We start from the raw sequence: 20,264 nt of genomic DNA, 5'->3' as shown, positions 1-20,264 counted from the left end.
AATTTTATGTTTCTAAAATCCCTTCTAACACTTTACATGGATGATGATTATGTTTGAAAAAGTTGTCGCAGCTCCGGCCGACCCTATTCTTGGTTTAACCGAAGAGTTTAAAAAAGATCCTCGCACTGAAAAAATTAACCTCGGTGTTGGTATCTACAAAAATGAAGCAGGTGAAACACCTGTTCTTGCGACAGTAAAGAAAGCGGAAGCGGCGTTGCTTGAGTCTGAAAAGACCAAATCTTATCTCACCATTGAAGGTACTGCTGAATATGGGCTCGCGGTACAAAAACTCCTGTTTGGCGATGAATCTGAGATTGTGACGCAAAAGCTCGCAAAAACGGCGCAAGCGCCGGGTGGTACTGGTGCACTGCGTGTAGCTGGTGAATTTATTAAGCGTCAAATCGGCGACGTGAAAGTGTGGATCAGCAACCCAACATGGGCAAACCATCACGGTGTTTTTAATGCGGCTGGTTTAGAAACCACGCAGTATTCGTACTACAATGCCGAAACGAAAGATAAAGATTTCGCAGCGATGCTTACCGATCTTGAGCAAGCTCAAGCGGGTGATATTGTTCTTCTACACGGGTGCTGCCACAACCCAACTGGCATTGATCCAACCGATAAAGAGTGGGAAACGTTAGCAAAATTAGTCGCTGATAAAGGGCTTCTTCCTCTGTTTGACTTTGCTTATCAAGGTTTTGCGAAAGGTGTTGAAGAAGACGCACAAGGCCTACGTACTTTTGCGAAATACAATAAAGAGATCTTAGTGGCGAGCTCATTCTCTAAAAACTTCGGTTTGTACAATGAGCGCGTGGGTGCGTTTACCATCGTTGCTGGCTCAACAGATGTCGCTGAAACAGCTTTCTCACAAATCAAAGCGATCATTCGTTCTATTTATTCAAACCCACCAGCGCACGGTGCTGCGGTCGTTACTTATATCCTCAACAACGCCGAACTGCGCGCAGAATGGGAAAACGAAGTGACGGAAATGCGTGAACGTATTCAAGAGATGCGTGAGCTGTTTGTTACCACCCTAAAAGCCGAAGGTGTGAAGGCTGATTTTAGCTTTATTGAACGTCAAAATGGCATGTTCTCTTTTTCTGGTTTGAACAAGGAACAAGTTGCTCGTCTGAAAGATGAATTGGCAATTTACATCGTCGGTTCCGGCCGTATCAGTGTGGCAGGCATGACGAAATCGAATATGGGCCCACTGTGCAAAGGTATTGCAGCGGTTCTATAATCGATAATGATAAGAAATAGACAACAATAGCCGCCACTTGTCGGCTATTTTTTTATCTTCAATTCACTGAAATGACACTTGATTCACCTCAAAGCGCGTACACTTTCCCCTCTTGCCTGCAAAGCACGTTCTTTTCATGTACTATAACTCTCTGAATCCTATGTCCAATGCCACCGATGTGATCTGATCCCTTTGACCAGTTACATCGTTTAGCTGGCTCACGACGTCAGAATCCCACAATATGAACTCCGAAACACAAGGAAGCCTCCATGGAAGCAGAATTAATTGAAATCAAGAACTTCCTTGCTCAGTATCCACCGTTCAATGAACTACCTGAAGAAACACTGATCGAAGTGACGCAGAGCGTAGAAATCTCCTATTTTCGACAAGGTACACCCATCATTCATTTTGGTGATCATATCCAGGACTTGTATTTGATCCGCAGCGGCGTCGTCGAGGTGTACCGTCGCAAAGGCGAATTATACAACCGCCTAACCGAAGGCGGTTTATTTGGTCAAATGGGGCTATTGACCAATAACCGTGTTCGTTTTCCGGTCACAGCGATTGAAGATACGCTGGTTTATTGTATTCCAGAGGCAAGGTTTCAGGATTTATATGACAACTATGATTCCTTTGCTGATTTCGTTGAAGTGCAAGATAACGCACGCCTTCGCCAAGCCGTACTGAGTAAAACAGAACAGAATGATCTCACCACCTCGAAAGTGCGAACCTTACTCAGCCGAGAAGCCCCTTTCGTTTACAAAACAGAAACCATTCAACATGCGGCGATCAAGATGGCGGAAGAGAGTATCTCTTCGCTGCTGGTGATTGACCCTGATATTTTGCAAGAGAGTGACGACGATAACAGCCCGGTAATCGGCATCCTGACTGACCGAGATCTCTGCACGCGTGTATTAGCCGTTGGCATCGATCCTAATCACCTCGTCACGGAAGTGATGACAACGGAGGTTATCTCATTAGATCATAATGCTTATGTCTATGAGGCCATGCTGAAAATGCTTCGGTACAATGTTCATCATCTTCCTATACTCAAAGAAAAAAAGCCGATCGGTATCATTGAAGCGACCGACATTGTTCGCTACGAATCACAAAACTCATTGCTGCTCGTCAGTCGCATCTTCCAGCAACAAAGCGTTGAAGAGTTAGCTACACTGTCGCACCAAGTCAAAGACAGTTTTGTTCGTTTAGTCAATGAAGATGCAAACTCACATATGATCGGCACGGCGATGTCAGTGATTGGCCGTAGCTTTAAACAAAGAATCATTGAACTTGCCGAAGAATTACTAGGCTCGCCGCCGATTCCATACTGCTTTTTAGCCTTGGGGTCTATGGGCCGTGATGAACAGTTAATTGTCACGGACCAAGATAACGCTTTAATTTTGGACGATAGCTACGAAGAAACACAGCATGGTGCTTATTTCGAAGCGTTCGCCAAATTTGTCTGCGACAGCTTAGATCAATGCGGTTACAGCTACTGTACGGGGGACATTATGGCCAGCAACCCGATGTGGCGTATGACTCGTAAAGAATGGGAAGCCTGCTTTGCCGATTGGATAGATAACCCTAACCCTAAGGCGCTATTGAATGCATCCATCTTTTTTGACTTATACGGAGTGTGTGGCAGGACCAAATGGGCAGAACAACTGAATGGGTTTATTGTACGGCGAGCACGCAAAAATAATCGATTTCTTGCATGCCTTGCACGAAATGCACTGAACCGCACGCCACCATTGGGGTTTTTCAAAGACTTTGTGATGGAAAAAGATGGACGACACAATAACACCATCAATTTAAAACGTCGCGGCACTGCACCGTTAGCGGATTTAATCCGTGTGCATGCATTGGCTGTCGGTTCACGTTCTACCAACTCGTTTGAACGTTTAGATGACATCATTGAAGCCGGAATTCTACCCAAAGGACGGGCGCAAGATCTGCGTGACGCAATGGAGTTTATCGCTATGGTACGCATTCGCCACCAAGCGGCTGACGTTGAACAAGAAATAGAGCCAGATAACAATATCGAGCCAGAAAACCTATCTGATTTTGAAAGACGTAACTTAAAAGATGCGTTTCAAATCCTAAGCAATGCGCAAAATTTCTTGAAATTCCGTTATCAAGCCAGCAATAACTTTAAGTGAGAGTGATGATTAAACAATGGTTTCAAAAACCGAGCATCGATTGGGTAGCAAAATATGCCAATAAGCAGTCGTTGGTTAACCATCCATTACTCAAAGATTTTTATTCAAGGCCGATTGCTAAGGGTAGCACGCCAATCGATGAAATAGAGTTTGTCGCTTTAGATTTGGAAACAACGGGTTTAAGTGCGCAGCATGATGACATTATCACCATTGGCTTGGTGCCTTTTACCTTAAACCGTATCTATCTCAACCGCTCTAAACATTGGATAGTTCGGCCACGCCAAGCGTTAAAAGAGGATTCGGTGGTTATCCATGGCATCACACACAACGATATTTTAGATGCGCCAGATTTGGCAGAAGTGCAGGAGTCAATACTGAAGGCCTTATCTGGAAAAATTGTTGTAGTCCATTACCGTCATATTGAACGTAGCTTTCTCAATCAAGCATTAAAAGTGCGATTGGGTGAAGGCATTGAGTTCCCTGTGATCGATACTTTGCAATTGGAAACGGAAATTCAACAACGGTTACATGGAGGTTTATGGAACCAGTTAAAAGGGCAAAAACCACAATCAGTGCGTTTAGGGCAAGCGCGGGCGCGTTATGGGCTACCAGCGTACACTCCACACCACGCTTTAGTTGATGCCATTGCCACCGCGGAATTATTCCAAGCACAAATCGCTCATCATTTTGATCGACAGCAAAGTGTCCGAACGTTGTGGCTATAACTTTTTGATTATCCTTTAAAGGGATTCTTTCAAGGTTTAGTACCGTGATCGACACGAGCAAAAAAAGAGGAACCCATGTTAGGTTCCTCTTTTTTAATCACATCTCGGCTTTTACGCTTAGAACTTACAGCTTAAAGCGACGAATTTCATTTTCTAACTGATGCGAAAGCTCAGAAAGTTGTGATGCTTGTGCTGCTGCTTCATGCGCTTCTTGTGCAAGATCGTTAGAAACATCGCGGATCCCTTCCGTGTTGCGAGTAATTTCCGACGTCACAGAAGCTTGCTCTTCAGCGGCCGAGGCAATTTGCGTCGCCATGTCACTGATGCGCTCAACTGAATTATGAATTTGCATCAAACTTGCTGCAGCGGCGTTCGCATCATCTACGCTGGTTCCAGCAAGCATACGGCTATCACCCATAATGCCAACCGCTTTACCCGTCGTTGATTGCAACGTTTCGATCATCTGCTGAATTTCTTTTGTCGAAGCATGTGTACGTTGACTAAGCACACGAACTTCATCGGCAACCACCGCAAAGCCACGACCTTGCTCACCAGCACGCGCCGCTTCAATCGCCGCATTCAATGCTAGCAGGTTAGTTTGCTCTGCTATGTTTTGAATAGTCGCCAGAATCGTATTGATGTGTTTACCGTGTGCTTCCAGCTCAAGGATAACATCAGTGGCCACTTGAACTTCTTGAGCCAGATTTTGAATCGAACCTTGTGTTTGTGAAACTTGATTCGAACCATGTACGCAAGCCGTTACCGCTTCGCCAGAGTTTTGAGCGGTATGATCTGCGTTACCGGCAATCTCTTGTGTAGCTGCGGCCATTTCATTGATGGCCGTAGCCACCATATTAATTTCATCTTGTTGTAAACGGATACGCGCACTACGCTCTTTGGCTTGAGCGGCCGTCTGTTTTGACTGTTCAGACAACGCAGCAGAAACAAAGCTGAGCTTAGAAACCATGGTGTGCATGTTACCGACAAAGGTATTAAAGTTTTGTGCTAATTGCCCAACTTCATCATCACTTCTTGGTTCAAGACGTTGAGTTAAATCACCGTCTCCGGAAGCAATTTCCTCTAAGGCTTTGGATACTCGGCTAAGATCTCTAAACAAAAAGCTCACTAACCAAGAGACGATTACAATCACAGCAATAGTAATCACAAGCGCAGTCACAATCAGGCCGGTAAGCAAAGATGTATGCGCTGCTTCTTCCGTTGCACGATCCATTTGGATAGCGAAAATCCAATCGGTTTGCGGCACTTTGGCGAAGTAAAATAGCTTATCAACACCTTGTAATGACGCGTCTTCAACGGTACCTGAAGCCACTGCTTGCTCTATCATGTTCATCGTCAACGTCTTCGACAATGACGACACTGGTTTTAATAAGAAATTTTTATCTGGATGCGCTAAAAAGGTTCCATCTTGCGCATCAATTAACATCGCGTAGGCATTTTTGCCCGCATCTAAACTGATGACATCTTGGATGAGCTGATCGATTAACACATCGGCACCAACGACGCCGACAAATTGCCCATTGCGACGCACAGGCTCTGCAATTGTCACCAACAGTGCATTGGTGATCGCGTCTTTATAAGCGGGGGTGATAATTTGTTTATTCGCTGAAACGGCATCTTTATACCAAGGGCGTTGGCGAGGATCATAGTCAGCACGGTTACGCTCAGGGTGTGAACGATACATCTCACCTTGCGGTGTACCAAAGAAAATATCATCAAAGCCACCCGCTTTGCGAGCTTGCTGTAAGAAAGGGACGACATCATCTTGAGCGGTGTAGTCATTAAAAGCGGTTGAGATCTCTTTACGGACCACAATCCAGTCCGAAATGCCTTTCGCAGCGGCAGCTGACAAGCTTTCTGCCCGCGAATATACGCCATTTCGAGTTTGTTCAAAGAGTTGATCAGCGGCTAGCCAAGTCAACGCGCTCGCCATAACGACGACGGCAGAAAGACTGGCACCGATTAGCTTTTGCTTTAGGGTCAATTTCATTGGGTTACAAAATGTATGAAGCGGAAAAGGTGGCGAATATTAACCAGATTTCGCATAAGTTGCACTAATTATGTATCTATTTTTGACACAATATAACCTTTTGCTTTTACTAAAGTTATTAATTAATGTTGTCATGACGACTGTCAAAAAAACAGCAAAAAGGCGACTAAAAGTCGCCTTGATGATTAACGTCCATACCCTTCCCACTTAAAGCAGCCTTGGGTATATCTGAATTAGTGCTTAGATAATTCGGTTCGCATACCTAAGAGTAGGCTCACACACATCAATAGTAAGACGATGGTAAATGGCAGCGCCGTTGATATTGCCGCAGCCTGCAACGCTTCAATAGCATTGGTGCCACCAATCCATAACAAGGCTACGGCGATAGCGCCTTCCATCAACGCCCAGAAAATACGCTGTAGGACAGGGGCATCCACTTTGCCTCCAGCAGTAATACTATCAATAACCAGTGACCCTGAATCTGATGAGGTGATAAAAAATACCAACACTAACACAACCGCAATCACTGAAAGTAAGGTGCCATAAGGCAGCGCATCAAACATTTGGAACATCGCCAGTGGCACTTCGGTCAAACCATTCGCGCCTAATTGACCAACATTGTTGATGACTTGATCAATCGCCAAACCACCAAATACAGACATCCAAATCAAGGTAACAGCAGTAGGTACTAATAATACGGCGGTGAGGAACTCGCGGATACTACGGCCTTTTGATACTCGCGCAATGAACATTCCAACAAATGGTGACCATGAAATCCACCAAGCCCAATAGAACACTGTCCAACCTTGGAACCAAGCCTCATCAGTTCGACCGTGTGGGTTACTGAGTGGGATGATATTTTCAATATACGCCATTAATGTGGTTGGAATGGATGAAAAGGTTACGGTATAGCCAATCAGTGCAACCAAAATCAGCAGCAAGAACGCAACGATCATATTGATGTTACTGATGACTTTGACACCACCATCAATACCACGCACCACGGAGACCACCGCTAATAAAGTAACGACGGTAATCACGACAATTTGTAAGCCCATTCCGGCATCAATGCCAAATACATGATGGATACCACTAGCCGCTTGTTGCGCACCCAGCCCTAATGACGTTGCTAAGCCAAATAATGTTGCTAATACAGCCAGAATATCAATGATATGCCCTGCCCAGCCCCAAGCGCGATCACCAAGCAACGGGTAAAAAATAGAGCGAATAGAAAGCGGAAGCCCTTTGTTGTAAGTAAAGAACGCCAGGGAAAGCGCTACCACACCGTAAATGGCCCAAGGGTGTAAACCCCAATGGTACATGGTTGCACCTAATGCTAGTTTAGCCGCTTCGGGTGTGTTGGCTGCAACACCTAAGGGCGTCTCATACCAACCGGTAAAATACGCCACAGGTTCAGCGACACTCCAGAACATGAGACCAATACCCATCCCTGCGGCAAACAGCATAGAGAGCCAAGAAATAAAAGAGTAGTCTGCTGTCGCCTCTTGGCCACCTAAACGTATTTTACCAAAGGGAGAAACAATCAAGCCTAAGCAAAACAGCACAAAAAGATTACCCGACCAAATAAACAGCCAGTCAAAAGTGCCAATAATTTTCCATTTCACGCCATCAAGCACGCTCTTCGCAACCTCAGGATCAACGACTAAAGCGGCGACTAAAAATAGCGCAATAAATCCGGCGCTAAAGCCAAACACTGGGTTATGAACATCAAACCCCCACTTTTGCACGTTATCTTGCCCGACGGTGTAGTCAGTACTGTCGATACTGTACTTATCAATACCTTTTGTCATTTTACCTCTCTAGAAATCTAGACATGATTTTTCAGTTGAGATTAATAACCATGAGAACGAAACAATTTTAAGACAAAAACCAAAAATAACTTCGTACTCATAGCAATTTATTTTTCAATATGCTGAATACCCTACCAAAATCACAGAAAAAATCCACTAAAAAGCAACATAAAATGCCATATAAGGCAAAAAACAAGCCTTAATGGTTAAACTTAAACCAATTTAGGGTAAAAATCGAAAACAAAAACATTCGAGCACTAATCATTTTACATCTCAGCTTATACACTCATCATCTTAGACCAAAACAAAAGAGGTCGAATGCTACTTTTCAAGTGAAAAGAACTGCGCTATGGTCCCCGCTTATTAATAACTTTCTTTTTGGGACAATGAGTTTGGAAAAACATGAAGAAGTTTTGATCTCAATTCGACAAATTATTCGCGCAATTGATCTGCACTCTAAAAAACTGAATAGAGACGCTGGGCTTACTGGTCCCCAGCTTATTTTAATGCGCTCAATTCAAACCCTTGGTGAGGTGACTATCCGCACATTGTCGGATCATACGAACATGAGCCAGGCCACTGCCACCACCATTTTGGATAGATTAGAGCGCAACGGATACGTACAGCGAATTCGCAGCAATACCGATAAACGAAAAGTGCACGCCCATTTAACGGACGAAGGTAAGAAGCTGCTAGAAAAGGCACCGCAACCATTGCAAGAAAGCTTTGTCGAACAATTTAGGCAGCTTCAAGAGTGGGAGCAAAGCTTGTTGCTCTCATCGGTACAGCGTTTATCTTCTATGATGAATGCCGAAAACATCGATGTCGCACCGATGCTCGAAATTGGCTCTATTACCAAAGAAGAGTAGCTTTGATTGCATTTTAAAATTTGATCGTAAAAAAGCCTCGGAGCTACCGAGGCTAATTCATTCACAACGAACAGCAGATTAAATGGCTTTATAGATAACTTTGTTGCCTGCTAACTGCTCTTTCACTACCAGATTTTCTTCTACTAGTTTCTTGAGTGCGCCAGTGGCCCAAGCGGCAGCTTTCGCATCTTCTTGACCAGCACTTAAGCCGATCGATTTAGGATTCATACCTTCTGTGTGGTTAGCGACGATATCTAAAACCTGTTGCTGTTTTGGCGTTAACGCAACATCCACTTTTTTAGAGTTCGCCGCCGCTTTCTCCACAACTACTTTTGTTGCAGCGGTTTTTGCTACGGTCGATTGCGCTGTTACAGGCTTTGCTGATTGAGAGGCAATCAAGTTTGCAACAGTCGCTTTAATACGCTTTTGCAATTTTGCCTGCACCTTACGCTTATGAGCAAGTCTCATCGAATATTTCTCCATTTCACTGCGTTTCAAGCAGTGGTGAAAATTTGAAGCGCGTTTTATATCAAAAATCGTCCTCGATTTGTAGGGCATAGCACAGATTGAGGGGCAAAAACGCATTTTGATGCGGTAACTGACTACAATTTATACAAGTCGAAACAGCCAACAACGATGCTGTAGCTCGAAGGGGTTTCACTGTTTTATGCACACCCAACATTTGTCTAATACGCGCTTTTCTTTGCAATCACCTATGGTGAAATGGATAAATACGATTTGTATCATCGCTTCAATTTGCATTGTCATGTTCTCATCCAACATTATTCATGCGCTGCTGTTAGTAAGTGCACTGGCGGTAACTCTAATCACCTTCTATTTTTTGATTTTGAAAGGAAAAGTTAGCTACACCCTAACCGCTACCCATTTTCAGCAGCATCTCTTTAAAGGAGGTTGGGTCGTAAAATGGAACAATATCAGCCGCATTGGGGTCTGCAGTTATGAATATCATGGTTGGCACCAACCTTTGCCTTGGATTGGGATCAAACTGAAGGATTATTCACCTTACCTTGAGAGTGTGTGTCCCAGAATCGCTAGTGAGATCTTGCTCAGCCAGCGCGCGCTGCTCTACTTAGGAGCAAAACAACAGCGCAAAGAGACTCAATTTGAAGATTTGGTACTCGACAGCGCACCTTACACTGCGCCAAACGGTAATTACTATCATGGTCTTATGGCAATGTTAGCCAATCGGATGCGCTATCAACGGCAATTTTTTGATTATGATATTTTTATCTCAGCGCACGATCTGGATCGTGACGCCGAAGCGTTTGTGGGGCTGCTTCGGCGCTACCTCGCGGCGGCCGAACCAGACTAAGACATGGTTTAATGGGCGCAGAAGGAACACTCTGAGCCTAATCAAGATCAATACAGGGGCATTTCATCTGCGACATAAGGGTTATTGGCACGTTCACGGCCAAAAGTCGATTGCGGACCATGGCCGGGCACAAACGTCACATCGTTGCCAAGTGGCCATAGCTTAGTTTTGATCGAGTGAATAAGGGTATTGAAATCACCTTGCGGGAAATCCGTACGGCCGATACTACCGTTAAACAATACATCACCAACAAACGCCAATTTCGCTTGCTGGCTAAACAGCACCACGTGACCGGGCGTGTGGCCGGGCGTGTGCAATACTTGTAGAGTTTGAAGGCCAAACTTCACTTCATCACCGTCATTAAGCCATTGGGTAGGTTCAAAGGCTTCCGTCAGTGGAAAACCAAACATTTTGCTTTGACCTTCGAGGCCTTGTAGCCAGAAGTTGTCCGCTTTGTGTGGTCCAATAATATCGACGCCGCCCAACTGCTGCGCCAGCGGTTCGGTTCCACCGACATGATCTAAATGACCATGAGTAAGAACCAAACTGACCACTTTTACCCCGAGTTCATTGATCAACATCACGAGCTGTTTCACATCACCGCCAGGGTCAACCACGATCCCTTCCATGGTGTCATCACACCAAACGATAGAGCAGTTTTGAGAGAAGGAAGTGACGGGCACCACTTGATACTTTAACGACATACTAAAACCTTGTTCGAATTCGCAGTTGGCCGAACTATGACATTGACACTTTCATTTGACAAGTCACGAACAGCCTTATGACCAATGACGTACAGGCCCAGTATCAATGTGCACAAAATCACTGCTAGGATAATAACCAACACCGCCAGCGCCCAATTCGATCGCCGCTTCGCGTACTTGACTCAACTGAACACCATCTAACCGAAAATCAATTGCTTGGCCTAGCATATGGAAACTTTTCTTAGCAACCCCAGAGGAGTGAGTGCGCAACATCTCATTGGTGGCAGGAGATCGATAACCAGAGATGATTTGTACTTCCGCTTGAGTGCCAAGTAGAGATTGAATTTTCGATATTTGGTCAAATAGATTTTTGTCCATTGGATGGACTTCGTTGCGGCGGAAATCACGGCAAATATGGTTGAGCCGATCAAGCTCAGATCGAACATAACGAACACCGTTGAAATAACAGGTTTCAAGTGTTTCACCGGTATGTAAATTATTCATCGCGAGTATGCGAGAGGTTTCAGGGTACGATGCCAATACTATTTGGGGGGCACACGCCGCTACAACTACACCACTACCAGCCAATTTTATAAAGTGACGACGAGAAACTAACAAGGTTTGATACCTTCACAACTGAATTTATTTTCAACAAGCCCGGACACTACCGGACTCCATTGTGAAGATCAAATGCATAAATTGTGCTCGAAATGCTCAAGAGAGAGCCACAGCATCGTTACTCTTTGAACATAAAAGAGATCTTTATTAAGTCATTTTTTGGTAAATTGAGAGACGCATCCCTGCTTACTTAGGTGACCACTGTTTTAGCGGTATCCATTCACCCATTACTGGTACTGAATGCATCATAACGATAGATATCATCTCGGTAGTGCAGTTCCCCACCTTCATACCAAACGGTTTGATAGATAATGTGTACGGGGATGCGCTGCTTTAATGGGATCGTGCCATTCGCAGGCCCTTCTTTTCCCGTTAATTTATCACCATTAATACCTTGGGTTTCTAATATCATCGAAGCAAACTTATCGGCATTTTGTACTCGAATGCAACCCGAACTAAAGGCTCGCGACGTATTATTGAATAGGTATTTACTCGGCGTATCATGTAGGTAAATCGCTCTGCGATTGGGCGTATTAAATTTATACAGACCTAATGCATTATCTTGCCCGGCTTGCTGACGCATTCGGTAGGGAAAAGAGGCCGGATTCACCGCAGACCAGTTGATGTTGCTTGGGTCAATTTGATCGTTCGAACGCCAGCTCGAAACAATATCAATATTGTGTTGACGCAAATAGTTTTGATCTTTTTTTACCATCGGCAGAATATCTTCAACCATGATTTTGTGTGGCACATTCCACGTCGGGTTTAGGATCAAAGAATCTAATTTGGTGCTCATGAGTGGCGTTTTGCGTGAAACTCGGCCCACCACCACTTTAGACTGAAAGACTTCTTTACCTAAATACCAGTAGCGCATATCAAAACTGGGAACGTTGACTACGATCTGTGTCTCTTTTGATTCTGGCCACAAACGAGTTCGCTCTGCATTTAATGCCAACATAGACAGGCGTGCCTGCAAAGACAAATTTAACCACTTTAAGGTCTCGGGGCCAATCATGCCATCAGCTTTTAAACCGTGCATCGCTTGAAACTCTTTCACAGGTTTGACCAAGCTGTTGTCATACCAAGTTACGTCGTCACGCACTGTGCTAACATCGATATTAACTAATGATAAGCGGGCAATAAGCACACTACGTTGTGAGAGCTTATCGCCAGGTTTTTTTAACCCTTTTTGGCTGTACAACGAGAGCGCTGCATTTTCAGTACTGAGCAGAAAATCATAGGCATGTAGCAGTTGATCATAAGCCGCGTTGTTGGGCGCATAACCATTGAGCAGATCGCCGATACTGTTAACTTCCACCGCAACATGAAGAGCGAACAAGGCTTCTTGGCTTGGTGGAGCAATGGCAGAGTTGAGCTTACGTTCAAAGAACCAAGCCATACCGACTTTGGGAGCTTGCTCGGCATAACTCAAATACAAAAGTAAAGTATCAGTCGCCAGCAGATCGTATTCGTTGAACGCTTGCTGATTCCGGTACGCTTTCATTTGCGCTAACTGGCGTGAAAATAAAGGGCTAAACCCCGCTCGGCGAATCACTTCCAATTGATGTTCAAATTGACGAACAATCTGCTCATCTTGCCAAATGCGCCGATTCTCATTCTCTTGGTAAATTCGTTCGACTAAATGCGGATATTGGATAAAAGATTGCAACGAGGCATTCTCTTGCGAGACAGCAAAAGGCTGTACCTTCTCGGCAGAGTAAAGAGAAAAACTACTAAAAATCAATAATAAAGCAAATAGGATGCTTTTACTCATTCCGATCTATCCACAACGCTGATTCACGTTTCAGTATGGCAAAAGAAACGGCTATCTGCTAAACGTTGTTGTCGATATCAACAATATATTCATAAACTCTCATGCAATGAGAATTATCATTAAACAAATTTAGTTCGCTTACTCAGCTTTTTTGGCAAGAGTAATCAATGGCAGACCAGTGATTGTCCCATTGGACATTACTACGCGTGCGTATTTCAGGTTGAGGATAGGGTGAATTAACGACCAAGCCAGCTCCTGAACTGACTTGGAACTGCTGATCTTGCACTACCACGCCAGAAGCATCCGGCAAAGAGGCCAACTCAACCAGTTGCAATGTCTCTTTTGACCAAATACCGTAACAGTTACCTCGTGGAGAAGTCGCTAAAATCCATTGGTCGGTCGCCGCAATACTGGCAATGTAATGGTTGAATCTTGCCCATTGTTCAGGCTCTGCCAAGAGCGGAATGAGTTCGCCACCTTGGTGATGTAGTGCTACCAAAGGTGGATACTCTTCCGGCTGACCTCGGTATTGTTGGCCGCACAGCACAGTATCTGCACCATCATGAGCAAGATGGCGGATGCTCAAATGGTGGTCGTTCAATATTCGTTGCTCAAGCACTTCTCCTTGATGAGAAAGGTAGGTCAAGCTTGGCATCATGCTCTCTACGTTGAGTGGCTCGCGGCCGAAGGTATGCACCCCACCCACCCCAATCGTGAGCCTGCCATCTGGCATCACAATGACTTCGTGAGGGCCAATACCAAAACCACTGAACTCAGCCACTTTTTGGTAACTGTGCTGCACATCATACACACCAATAATGCCGCGACTTGTCGCTTTCTCGCCTTCGGTTGCATAAAGCCACGCACCATCATTTGAGTAAACGCCGTGCCCATAAAAATGTCGCGTGGGTTGCGCCAGTTGCAATTTGATGAGTTCTCCATTTTGATAGTTAAACACCATCAAAAACTCGCCGGGACGACGGGCAAAAGCGACCGCATGCGTCAAGGTAGGATGGATAGCAACACCATGTCCCCTTGCAGGCAAAGGTAATTGGTGAATCGCTTGGCCTTGGGCGTCGGCTACAACGGCGCGAAACTGCGAGCCTTTATGAATAGCGCAACCAATCAAAGCGGGTTGTGGGTCGTCACGACGAGTAGTAGCGCACCCCAGCGGCAGCAGGGGCGCTGATGCGCTCAATAACGCCGCTTTCAGTAGCGTACGCCTTGTTAGATCAGTCACCATCGGTTGCATTAAATCCTATCACTACACCTAGCTCTACCGCGACTTCATCATGCAGTAAATAATTGAGTTGTTCGAACTTGTTATAGAGCGCAAGCACCTCGCGGTAGCCTGTTTTCGTTTGCAATAAATCAAATAAGCTGGCCGTTTGTGGCCACGTTTCCAACATCAAGGATAAATGTGCTTTTACGCGTTCGGCCATGGCGACTTGATCTCTTTCCCGCAACATCTGATCTAAACCGTCTTTTGCTAAATAGAGTGCTTGCATCGCTTGAACATTCTTTTGCAGGTTATTCAAAGAGACTTTGGCGCGCCACGATTCTGAAAAATAAGGGCGTGGCTGGCCGATATTGGCTAAGGGGCGGCTCAGTTTTTTCATGCTGTAATCAAGCTGATTGGAGAGCAGCGCAATGTATTCGGCTTGCCAAGCGCTCAGATCCAGCATCAACCATGGATTCTGTTGCCATTGCTCAGCAATCAAATGAGATTTCGTCGCCAAATTCGCGCTGATCGCTTGTCCAATCATACAACCAGTTTCTACTTGCTGGTTTTTCAGAAGCGGCGATTGAGGGTCATAGAGTAACCATTCCAATGCGCCAATCCCCTGCACTGTAACACTCTGATTTGCAATCTGCTCCTCACTCCAGTGCTTGCCACTGCTCGCTAACAGGCTCATTTTTCGCCCGGTAGTGTCTTTTTTATCTGGCCAAAATTGTACGTTCCAACTTTGCTCGAGTGCTTTAGCTGGCCCTCTCTCTTGCCCTTGTAAAAACATCCACGCCCCAATAGTTTGCTGCCACCGTTCTTTCAGCAAGGGCAATGCAACATCGTCCGGCTGGCATTGCTGATCAAATAATTGAGCAAGCTGGTGCGATTGTTGAGCAAAACGCTGCGCCGCAGCAAATTCAACCTCATAAACACCTTGGCTAACATGATTGTTTTTTTGCGGCTCAAGCGCTGATTTCGGCGTGGGTTGGCAAGCCGAAAGTACGCTGGTAACTGCTATCGAAAATAACAGATGAAATTTCATGCTCGCACCCTATAAAGAATTAAGAAAATCGATCAACGCGTTGCGTTCGCTGGCATTGAATTGACGTACTTTCTCTTTGGCACTTTGCGCCTCACCACCGTGCCAAAGTACCGCTTCCATGAGATTACGCGCTCGGCCATCATGTAAAAAATAAGTATGGCCGCTGACCTCTTGCGTATAGCCGATCCCCCACAAAGGCGGGGTACGCCACTCTTGTCCATTAGCTAAGGCTTCAGGACGATTATCGGCTAACCCTTCGCCCATATCATGCAGTAGTAAATCACTGTAAGGATGGATTTCTTGCTCTGATAAGGCTGGGCGGTCCGTTCTTTTTACCGTTTTGAGGTTAGTACGGTGGCAACTCTCACAGCCAACTTGTTTGAACAATGATTGACCCAGCTTCACTTGTGGATCGTCGACATTGCGACGCACTGGAACGGCTAAATGCTGAGAATAGAATTCGACAAAATCAAGAATGTTGTCACTAACCTCAGGATCGCCGCCGTTAGGTAAGGTTTGACAGAGTGTTTGCTTCTCGGTGCAGTTTTCTTTTGGGAATAAACGGCTGGTCAATCCTAAATCGCCGTTAAACGCCGCGGCATTCTGTTGCATTAAACTAGGCTGTCCGGCTTTCCAACCAAAACGCCCGATGGCAAAATCTTTTTTTTCTACATCCCAAACACGGTTCACTTTGCCAGAGATACCATCGCCATCACTATCTTCAGGGTCTGCCATTGCTAATAAGCTGGCATCAGCAATGCTTTCAAGTAGGCCAAGGCCAATCATTGGCGGGGCGACACGCGCCGAAAACTGGGTATCAGGATGCATATCGCCATAACCAAGTTCAGCAATTTTTAAATTGGGTTTACGTAACATCACTTGGTGGCCATCCGTAAAAGCAACCGCAATCTCTTGATAAGTGATGTGGATTTGTCCTTCTGCTTTTTGATCGGGCAAAGCGAAATCTTGTAACTGTCCACCATAGATGGGTTCGGGGATCCCCCCTTCTTTGGCGTAGTTCGCTTTTTGTTCATCCGTCACCGCTGGAATACTCAGGCGAACCAACATCGAAACGGCATGTGTGTCATTTTTTTCTGGCGGATGGCCGCGACCATCTTTGATGTGACAATTTTGGCAACCATTGGTGTTAAAAAGCGGCCCTAAACCATCTCTTGCATCGGTAGACGATGGCGCTGGCACCCAAGGGTTACGAAAGAAACTGTTTCCCACGCTAAAATCGAGCCGTTTACTCATCGGCAAATTGGCCGCAGGAAGCGAGTAAGCATTCGGCCCAGCTTTGGTTGTACTGGTTTTGCCACCCGATTTCACCTCATCGGCATAAACGGGGTTGGCAAGCAAGGTTAGGAGCGCGACGGTAAAAAACGATCTCATTGGGCTTTTCTCAACATCTTTATTCAGTGTAAACGTGGAAAAGGGCTCATCTGAGCCCTTGGATCTTTCATCTTATTATTAGAATTCGTGGTCTGCAGTATCTGGATTAAGGTTATCAATCCCAATCACTGAAGCGGTACGTTCTATCGAAGCGGTTTGAGCCACTAAAGCCATAATGGCTCCATTGACTATCGCGTTGCCTTGAGGATTGTTAGCCGCGATCAATTGATCGAAATGCTGATTATCTTTTTCAGCCGACGTGACTAATTTACCGACTTCAGCGCGCGCACTGTCAAACTGCTTTTGAATCTCTTTGGCTGCTTGTGCATCCTTTTGTGCCACTAAATCATTCAGGCTTGGGCCTGTTAGTACCTTTCCGTCTTGACGCTGGTAAGAACCCGTATAAAGGTTGTAAATACCTTGTTCATTATAGTAATGAGAGTTATGGGTATTATCCGAGAAACAATCGTGCTCATCTTCAGTCGAGTTTGCTTCTAGCGCCACTTTCATACGCTCGCCCGCTAATTCGCCCAGTGATAAAGACCCCATACCAAATAACATCTTACGCAAACCATTGTCTGCTGATTCCGCAAGCAATTCATGACGGTAATTGGCTTTTTCATCCGCAGACCACTGTTTTTCCATCCATGCCAAATCTTGCACGAGCAGCTGAGCTGCCGCTTTTAAGTATTGAGCACGGCGATCACAATTGTTATTGGTGCATTCGCTACCCACGACAAAATCCGTGTAAGCACGAGCACCGGCTCCCGCATTGGTGCCATTTAAATCTTGGCCCCACAGTAGGAACTCAATGGCATGATAACCTGAAGCGACGTTAGCTTCAGAGCCACCAATTTCGTTTAAGCTGGCAATCAGCTCTGGTGTGATAGTGGAGACATCAATCGCTGTCGCACCAATTTTCAACGTTTGGTTGGCAATGATGTTAGCGCTGGCGCCTTCATTGCCCAGTTCATATTGGTAATCAGTAGCGACGTAGTCAATCAGCCCTTCATCAAGAGGCCAAGCATTGAGTTGTCCTTCCCAATCGTCAACAACGGCATTGCCAAAACGGAAGACTTCGGACTGCTGGTAAGGCACTCGCGATGCTAACCACGCTTGTTTCACCTCTTCCAATTTAGCCGCCGAGGGAGTCATCAAGAACTGATCGATTGATTTTTCTAATGATTGAGCGGTCGTCAGCGAATCAGCAAACACGGCATGAGCAATATTGGCATAATGTTCGACCACCTGCTCCTTAGTGACGGTAGCGGCAAATGACGCACTACTTGCGATGGCAAGTGAGGCCGCAATTGACTGAATAAGAGGCGTGTTAACTTTCATGGGAGCATCCTTGTTGAGGCGATTTGAGCGTTATCTTATGGTAGTGCTAATTATTATCATTTGCACTTTTAGTCGCCGATAATACAAATTATCCATTTTTTTGCAAGGTAAAAACGCCAAAAACCTCACCGAAATGAGGTTTTTGGCTATCATCTATAAATCTGAATTATAGTTTTAAGTTGTGTTTGCCATGGGAGACTTTGGCCTTGAGGTAATTTTCATTACCCGACTTAATATGTGCCGCGGTATTCACGACCTCTACAATTTCAATACCATGCTCCTTCAGCTCACGACTTTTTTTAGGGTTATTAGTGACTAAACGAATCTTGGTCACATTTAACGCTTTCAACATCTGCGCCGCTTCAGTGAAATCACGCAAGTCGTCACCAAAGCCAAGATGATTGTTGGCTTCATAGGTATTCATCCCCGCACTTTGTAAGCGATAGGCATCAATTTTGTTGTACAGACCAATGCCTCGACCTTCTTGACGCAAATAGAGGATAATGCCGCCAACTTCGCCCATTTTATTAATGGTTTCTTCTAATTGTTCACCACAATCACAGCGTGATGAGTGAAAAACATCGCCCGTTAAACACTCTGAATGCATACGGACTAAAGGAGTTTCCTGAGTAACATCAGCGGATTTAAAAATGACCGCAACATGTTCTTTGTCTGTTTTCAGTCCTCTAAAAGAGAGTATTTCGGCGTCAATATTGCTTTTTAGACCGACTTTGAAATCCACTCTGGCTCGTACTTCCGCCATATCTACACTCACTTGAATAATTGCTTGTTGCAATGCTGAATTGATTTGCATTCGAATTGACCCATTGATGACCTAACTATGGGGATAGATACTCCCCTTTTCAATAAAAAGATCACTTGCTGATAAATGTTATAATATAACATTTATCAGCAATCAAAAGAAAAAATCTCACCACTTCACGTTATCTTGTTCGGTTCAAAGACAAAACACGTTGATTATTAGACTATATTCCATAGTCAGGACTCACACTCAACATCCAAAATAAGGAAAAATCATGCTGATAGGTTTCGACATTGGCGGCACCAAAATTGAAATTTGCGTACTGGATAAATCAGGAAACACCCTATTTAAACACCGAACCCCTACCCCACATGAGTACGAGCTTTTTCTAAGCACCTTATGTCAACTGGTTGCAATGGCCGAAAGCGAAACGCAAACTCACTGCCAAATCGGGATTGGACTTCCCGGAGCCATCAGCCCAGCGACAGGGCTTATCAAAAATGCCAATTGCACTTTTTTAAATGGTCGAGATTTAAAAGCTGATCTGTGCGCTCGCCTGCAACGCAATGTTGTTATTGCCAATGATGCCAATTGCTTTGCGCTGTCTGAAGCGGTCGATGGTGCCGCCAAAGATGGCAACGTAGTCTTTGGCGCGATTTTGGGCACAGGTTGCGGTGGCGGTATTGTGATCAACAAGCAGGTATTGGTCGGTGCGAACGCCGTATGCGGTGAGTGGGGGCACAATCCGCTGCCAAGTTTTACCAGTGAACGTGATGGGCCAACTCGCCACTGTTATTGCGGACGCGATAACTGTATTGAACTCTTTATCTCCGGTTCTGGCTTAACAAAGAGTGCTCAGTTGATTGGTCAACAAGAATGGAATGCAGCCGAAATTATCACTCGCTACCAGCAGCAAGACCCACAAGCAACAAAGCTTTATCAACAATTAATTGATCAAATGGCGCGCAGCTTTGCTTGCATCGTCAATGTGTTGGATCCTGATGTGATAGTGCTTGGCGGAGGATTATCAAACGTAGCATCGCTGTATGTTGATCTACCTCGGGCAACAGCGAACTACGTTTTTTCTGATAGTGCACAGATTGTGTTTACCCAAGCAAAATATGGTGACAGCAGCGGCATCCGTGGTGCAGCTTGGCTAGGTTTGAACTAGCAGAAAGTGATTAAAGTCACAACTTTAGTCATCGAAAAATTAAGTAAAGCAAGTGTTTTACATATCAAATGACTGATATTTAAAAC

General features: G+C 45.1%; 17 protein-coding genes. 6 read left to right on the top strand and 11 right to left on the bottom strand.

Features of this window, described 5'->3' with window-relative positions:
• The first annotated feature begins 49 nt into the window (after nucleotides 1–49).
• The 3 genes from AACQ17_RS13840 (at nucleotide 50) to AACQ17_RS13830 (ending at nucleotide 4,124) form a co-directional block, all read left to right on the top strand.
• The gene (locus tag AACQ17_RS13840) at nucleotides 50–1,240 is read left to right on the top strand and encodes an amino acid aminotransferase (RefSeq protein WP_088717991.1); all 1,191 of its coding nucleotides are present in this window, start codon (nucleotides 50–52) and stop codon (nucleotides 1,238–1,240) included.
• Between the two features lie 269 nt (nucleotides 1,241–1,509).
• The gene (locus AACQ17_RS13835) at nucleotides 1,510–3,399 is read left to right on the top strand and encodes a putative nucleotidyltransferase substrate binding domain-containing protein (RefSeq protein ID WP_013856754.1); all 1,890 of its coding nucleotides are present in this window, start codon (nucleotides 1,510–1,512) and stop codon (nucleotides 3,397–3,399) included.
• Nucleotides 3,400–3,404: 5 nt separating this feature from the next.
• Nucleotides 3,405–4,124 (top strand): 3'-5' exonuclease, encoded by a 720-nt coding sequence (locus AACQ17_RS13830; protein WP_069571721.1) that lies wholly within the window; start codon nucleotides 3,405–3,407, stop codon nucleotides 4,122–4,124.
• Nucleotides 4,125–4,248: 124 nt separating this feature from the next.
• Here AACQ17_RS13830 and AACQ17_RS13825 read toward each other — a convergent pair whose 3' ends face one another.
• Entirely contained in the window at nucleotides 4,249–6,132 is a 1,884-nt protein-coding gene (locus AACQ17_RS13825; protein ID WP_013856752.1) for a methyl-accepting chemotaxis protein, read from the bottom strand.
• A 233-nt stretch (nucleotides 6,133–6,365) separates the two neighbouring features.
• Nucleotides 6,366–7,943 carry a BCCT family transporter gene (locus AACQ17_RS13820; protein ID WP_094147793.1) on the bottom strand — a complete coding sequence of 526 codons (1,578 nt, stop codon included), beginning with the start codon at nucleotides 7,941–7,943 and terminating at the stop codon, nucleotides 6,366–6,368.
• A gap of 392 nt (nucleotides 7,944–8,335) precedes the next feature.
• On the opposite strand from AACQ17_RS13820, the gene AACQ17_RS13815 reads away from it, so the two are divergent.
• Nucleotides 8,336–8,812, top strand: a complete 477-nt coding sequence (locus AACQ17_RS13815) for a MarR family winged helix-turn-helix transcriptional regulator (RefSeq protein ID WP_010320725.1) — start codon at nucleotides 8,336–8,338, stop codon at nucleotides 8,810–8,812.
• Nucleotides 8,813–8,890: 78 nt separating this feature from the next.
• Here AACQ17_RS13815 and AACQ17_RS13810 read toward each other — a convergent pair whose 3' ends face one another.
• Nucleotides 8,891–9,280 (bottom strand): MarR family transcriptional regulator, encoded by a 390-nt coding sequence (locus tag AACQ17_RS13810; protein ID WP_161439660.1) that lies wholly within the window; start codon nucleotides 9,278–9,280, stop codon nucleotides 8,891–8,893.
• Nucleotides 9,281–9,479: 199 nt separating this feature from the next.
• On the opposite strand from AACQ17_RS13810, the gene AACQ17_RS13805 reads away from it, so the two are divergent.
• Complete coding sequence (locus AACQ17_RS13805) at nucleotides 9,480–10,145, top strand: DUF2982 domain-containing protein (RefSeq protein ID WP_094147794.1); 666 nt, start codon at nucleotides 9,480–9,482, stop codon at nucleotides 10,143–10,145.
• A gap of 47 nt (nucleotides 10,146–10,192) precedes the next feature.
• Here the strand turns inward: AACQ17_RS13805 and AACQ17_RS13800 are convergent, their stop codons facing one another.
• The 8 genes from AACQ17_RS13800 to AACQ17_RS13765 all read right to left on the bottom strand — a co-directional run bounded on the left by AACQ17_RS13800 (nucleotide 10,193) and on the right by AACQ17_RS13765 (nucleotide 19,058).
• A complete protein-coding gene (locus AACQ17_RS13800) occupies nucleotides 10,193–10,849 on the bottom strand; it encodes an MBL fold metallo-hydrolase (RefSeq protein WP_013856747.1) in 657 nt (218 codons plus the stop codon).
• A gap of 75 nt (nucleotides 10,850–10,924) precedes the next feature.
• The gene (locus AACQ17_RS13795) at nucleotides 10,925–11,467 is read right to left on the bottom strand and encodes a YcbK family protein (protein WP_017044782.1); all 543 of its coding nucleotides are present in this window, start codon (nucleotides 11,465–11,467) and stop codon (nucleotides 10,925–10,927) included.
• A gap of 220 nt (nucleotides 11,468–11,687) precedes the next feature.
• Entirely contained in the window at nucleotides 11,688–13,241 is a 1,554-nt protein-coding gene (locus tag AACQ17_RS13790; protein ID WP_094147795.1) for a L,D-transpeptidase family protein, read from the bottom strand.
• A 142-nt stretch (nucleotides 13,242–13,383) separates the two neighbouring features.
• A complete protein-coding gene (locus AACQ17_RS13785) occupies nucleotides 13,384–14,484 on the bottom strand; it encodes a DUF1513 domain-containing protein (protein ID WP_170935154.1) in 1,101 nt (366 codons plus the stop codon).
• Nucleotides 14,474–15,511, bottom strand: a complete 1,038-nt coding sequence (locus AACQ17_RS13780; RefSeq protein WP_094147688.1) for an imelysin family protein — start codon at nucleotides 15,509–15,511, stop codon at nucleotides 14,474–14,476. Before AACQ17_RS13780 ends, AACQ17_RS13785 begins: the two co-directional genes overlap by 11 nt.
• A 9-nt stretch (nucleotides 15,512–15,520) precedes the next feature.
• Entirely contained in the window at nucleotides 15,521–16,903 is a 1,383-nt protein-coding gene (locus tag AACQ17_RS13775; RefSeq protein ID WP_094147687.1) for a di-heme oxidoreductase family protein, read from the bottom strand.
• Nucleotides 16,904–16,981: 78 nt separating this feature from the next.
• Nucleotides 16,982–18,244, bottom strand: coding sequence for an imelysin family protein (locus AACQ17_RS13770; protein WP_094167671.1), 1,263 nt, complete (start codon nucleotides 18,242–18,244; stop codon nucleotides 16,982–16,984).
• Nucleotides 18,245–18,410: 166 nt separating this feature from the next.
• The gene (locus AACQ17_RS13765) at nucleotides 18,411–19,058 is read right to left on the bottom strand and encodes a GTP cyclohydrolase II (RefSeq protein WP_013856740.1); all 648 of its coding nucleotides are present in this window, start codon (nucleotides 19,056–19,058) and stop codon (nucleotides 18,411–18,413) included.
• 223 nt (nucleotides 19,059–19,281) lie between these two features.
• Here AACQ17_RS13765 and AACQ17_RS13760 point away from each other — a divergent pair, with 223 nt between their 5' ends.
• Nucleotides 19,282–20,178: an ROK family protein gene (locus AACQ17_RS13760; protein ID WP_047691821.1), complete on the top strand. Its 897-nt coding sequence runs from the start codon at nucleotides 19,282–19,284 to the stop codon at nucleotides 20,176–20,178.
• The last annotated feature ends 86 nt before the right edge of the window (nucleotides 20,179–20,264 follow it).

Origin of the sequence: Vibrio sp. V10_P2A27P122 (genome assembly GCF_963874335.1) — a bacterium.
GTDB lineage: Bacteria > Pseudomonadota > Gammaproteobacteria > Enterobacterales > Vibrionaceae > Vibrio > Vibrio anguillarum.
Note: the sequence above shows the minus strand (reverse complement) of the source record. Positions and strands in the feature narration are given on the sequence as shown.

Excerpts from the sequence above, each read along its gene's own strand:
- AACQ17_RS13840 (WP_088717991.1), top strand. The coding sequence starts at position 50 with ATGTTTGAAAAAGTTGTCGCAGCTCCGGCCGACCCTATTCTTGGTTTA.
- AACQ17_RS13835 (WP_013856754.1), top strand. The coding sequence starts at position 1,510 with ATGGAAGCAGAATTAATTGAAATCAAGAACTTCCTTGCTCAGTATCCA.
- AACQ17_RS13830 (WP_069571721.1), top strand. The coding sequence starts at position 3,405 with ATGATTAAACAATGGTTTCAAAAACCGAGCATCGATTGGGTAGCAAAA.
- AACQ17_RS13825 (WP_013856752.1), bottom strand. The coding sequence starts at position 6,132 with ATGAAATTGACCCTAAAGCAAAAGCTAATCGGTGCCAGTCTTTCTGCC.
- AACQ17_RS13820 (WP_094147793.1), bottom strand. The coding sequence starts at position 7,943 with ATGACAAAAGGTATTGATAAGTACAGTATCGACAGTACTGACTACACC.
- AACQ17_RS13810 (WP_161439660.1), bottom strand. The coding sequence starts at position 9,280 with ATGAGACTTGCTCATAAGCGTAAGGTGCAGGCAAAATTGCAAAAGCGT.
- AACQ17_RS13805 (WP_094147794.1), top strand. The coding sequence starts at position 9,480 with ATGCACACCCAACATTTGTCTAATACGCGCTTTTCTTTGCAATCACCT.
- AACQ17_RS13800 (WP_013856747.1), bottom strand. The coding sequence starts at position 10,849 with ATGTCGTTAAAGTATCAAGTGGTGCCCGTCACTTCCTTCTCTCAAAAC.
- AACQ17_RS13790 (WP_094147795.1), bottom strand. The coding sequence starts at position 13,241 with ATGAGTAAAAGCATCCTATTTGCTTTATTATTGATTTTTAGTAGTTTT.
- AACQ17_RS13785 (WP_170935154.1), bottom strand. The coding sequence starts at position 14,484 with ATGGTGACTGATCTAACAAGGCGTACGCTACTGAAAGCGGCGTTATTG.
- AACQ17_RS13780 (WP_094147688.1), bottom strand. The coding sequence starts at position 15,511 with ATGAAATTTCATCTGTTATTTTCGATAGCAGTTACCAGCGTACTTTCG.
- AACQ17_RS13775 (WP_094147687.1), bottom strand. The coding sequence starts at position 16,903 with ATGAGATCGTTTTTTACCGTCGCGCTCCTAACCTTGCTTGCCAACCCC.
- AACQ17_RS13770 (WP_094167671.1), bottom strand. The coding sequence starts at position 18,244 with ATGAAAGTTAACACGCCTCTTATTCAGTCAATTGCGGCCTCACTTGCC.
- AACQ17_RS13765 (WP_013856740.1), bottom strand. The coding sequence starts at position 19,058 with ATGCAAATCAATTCAGCATTGCAACAAGCAATTATTCAAGTGAGTGTA.
- AACQ17_RS13760 (WP_047691821.1), top strand. The coding sequence starts at position 19,282 with ATGCTGATAGGTTTCGACATTGGCGGCACCAAAATTGAAATTTGCGTA.